Origin of the sequence: Bradyrhizobium sp. LB11.1, from assembly GCF_040549385.1 — a bacterium.
GTDB lineage: Bacteria > Pseudomonadota > Alphaproteobacteria > Rhizobiales > Xanthobacteraceae > Bradyrhizobium.
This window is the reverse complement of the sequence record NZ_JBEPTH010000051.1, coordinates 1-2552: the sequence shown is the minus strand read 5'-3', so window position 1 is coordinate 2552 and position 2552 is coordinate 1. Positions and strand designations below refer to the sequence as shown.

Annotated in this window: 2 protein-coding genes; both read right to left on the bottom strand. The window is 63.7% G+C overall.

What is annotated here, in order from left to right; all coding sequences use genetic code 11:
* Nucleotides 1-338: 338 nt before the first annotated feature.
* The gene (locus ABIA96_RS36510; RefSeq protein ID WP_502918887.1) at nt 339-1538 is read right to left on the bottom strand and encodes an IS91 family transposase; all 1200 of its coding nucleotides are present in this window, start codon (nt 1536-1538) and stop codon (nt 339-341) included.
* A 13-nt stretch (nt 1539-1551) separates the two neighbouring features.
* Nucleotides 1552-2427, bottom strand: a complete 876-nt coding sequence (locus ABIA96_RS36505) for a tyrosine-type recombinase/integrase (RefSeq protein ID WP_354141716.1) — start codon at nt 2425-2427, stop codon at nt 1552-1554.
* Between the last annotated feature and the right edge of the window lie 125 nt (nt 2428-2552).

Genomic DNA, 2552 nt, shown 5'->3' with positions numbered 1-2552 from the left:
TGTGAAGGGTTTCGGATGCCGGCCCCATGACGGTGGGGCCGCGCGCACGGGGCCGGCGTCCGAAAGCCTCCAAGGGAGGAAACCGCGCTTGAGGGAACGAAGGCCGTGCCGCAGGTGCTATGGCGATTTGAGAGCCGCGGGAGAGATTTGTGATCGGGATCGAGTCGCCCCGGCAAGTTGGCCGACGGTGAAGCGGCTGGTGAATCGGCGGCGGATCGGGTCGGACATGATGAACTGTCGGACGATTTGAGACGAGGGCTGGATATTTGAGCGTGCTCTGCCGTGGCCGGTCGGAGGCCGGCGAGCGCAATGACGAGATTTGCGGGATTGTGACGGGCTCAAGAGGTGTCGATCCTGATGACGTTCGTTGGACCTGTCGGCCGATGCCGTGGCGTTGCACTGCGCTCGAAGAGCTCGATGACGATCATGCGACCGCCGCAGCATGGACAACTCGGTTTGTTGACATCGACGGTGGTTGCGGCAGGTTGGCCTTCAGATTTTGCAACGGCGAGCAGCTCACGGGCGCGTGCGATGTTGTCGGCGCAAGCGCTTTTGGCAAACAGGCCGTAGTGGCGGATGCGGTGGAAGCGGGATGGCAGCACGTGGATGAGGAAGCGGCGGATGAACTCGCCGGTGGCCAGGGTCATGATCTTCTGTCGTTCGCGTCCCTCAGCACGATAGTCCTTCCATCGGAAGGTCACGCCTTTGTCGCCGAGTGCGACCAATCGGCTGTTGGAGATGGCGACGCGATGGGTATAGCGCGAGAGATAGGCGAGCACGGCTTCGGGTCCGCCGAACGGCCTCTTGGCGTAGACCACCCACTCGGCGTTGCGTAGTGGTGCCAGATACGCCGCGAAGGCTCTGACGTCGGCCAGTGGAGCGTGATCGCCGAAGAAGTGCAGGCGGCCGGCCTTGTGGGTCGCGATGAGCTTCTCCAGGAACAGCCTGCGGTACAGGCGTGAGAGCACGCGCACCGGCAGAAAGAATCTCGGCCGGCAAGATACCCAGCGCTTGCCCTCGGGCGAGATGCCGCCACCCGGGACGATCATGTGCACATGCGGGTGATGGGTCATGGCCGAGCCCCAGGTATGCAGCACCGAGGTAATGCCGATGCGGGCACCGAGATGCTTCGGATCGGCGGCGATCGTCAGCATGGTCTCGGCCGAGACCTTGAACAGCAGGTTGTAGATCACGGCCTTGTTCTGGTAGGCGATGTCGGCGATCTGCGCAGGTAGCGTGAACACCACGTGATAGTACGGCACCGGCAAGAGGTCGGCCTCACGGTCGGCGAGCCATTCCTTCGCGGCGGCGCCCTGGCACTTCGGGCAGTGCCGGTTGCGGCAGGAGTTGTAGGCAATCGTCGTATAGGCGCAGTCCTCGCAGCGCGCGACATGGCCGCCGAGAGCTGCCGTGCGGCAGTTCTCGATTGCCGACATCACCTTCAGCTGCTCGAGGCTGACATGGCCGGCATTGGCTCTGCGCCATGCCGGTCCACGGTCGCGGAAGATCTCCGCGACCTCCAAAGCCGGGCGCGACACAAGCGCCTCAGCGTCAGCCGGGCGGCCGGTTCTCCTTGAGCTTGAGCGCGATGTGCTCCAGCGGGCTCATGACCTCACTGATCGTCTTGGTGGCGACCCGGGTATAGAGCGCGGTGGTGTCGAGCTTGGCGTGCCCGAGCAGCACCTGGATGACGCGGACATCGATGTTCTGCTCGAGCAGGTGAGTGGCAAAGCTGTGCCGCAAGGTGTGCAGCGAGACGCGCTTTTTGATCTCAGCCATCTGGGCTGCGGCGTGGCAGGCGCGATTGAGCTGGCGGGTCGTCATCGGCTGGGCCGGATCGCGGCCCGGAAATAGCCAACCCCGGGGCCGCGCCGCCCGCCACCAGGTGCGCAGCAGATCGAGCAGGTGTGGTGAGAGCATGACGTTACGGTCCTTGCCGCCTTTGCCCTGCTCGACGCGAATGATCATTTGCTTGCTGTCGATATCGGAGATTTTGAGCGAGATGACCTCGGTGGCGCGCAGGCCGGCGCCGTAGGCCACGCTCAGCGCTGCTTTGTACTTGAGCCCGGGTGCGGCATCGAGCAGCCGCGCCACTTCCTCAGGGCTGAGCACCACCGGCAGCTTGCGCGGCTCGTGAATGACATGCGTATGCTCGACGATCTCGTGACGCTTCAGCGTCACCCTGAAAAAGAAACGCAGCGTCGATACGGTCTGGTTGATGGTCGGTACACCAACGCCGCTCGCCGCCAGATGCAGCTGGTAGCGGCGCACGTCCTCGAAGCTCGCCATATCGGGTGATCGCCCGAGGAACGCAGCGAAGTTCTTGACCCTCTGCACGTAGTCATGTTGGGTCTTCGGCGCTAACTTGCGGATCGTCATGTCTTCGATCATGCGCCGCCGCAATGGGCTCATGGCCTCGTCGGTCATGGGGATGCTCCTGTCTTGAGTGAGGTTGTCGAAACACCTCGATCTCAAGACAGGACGCCCCGTTGCGCTACCGTCTTGGCCGTGCCGCCCGCCGCAGCGCACTACCGCGCGAGCGGTTTAGTCCT

Excerpts from the sequence above, each read along its gene's own strand:
- ABIA96_RS36505 (WP_354141716.1), bottom strand. The coding sequence starts at position 2,427 with ATGACCGACGAGGCCATGAGCCCATTGCGGCGGCGCATGATCGAAGAC.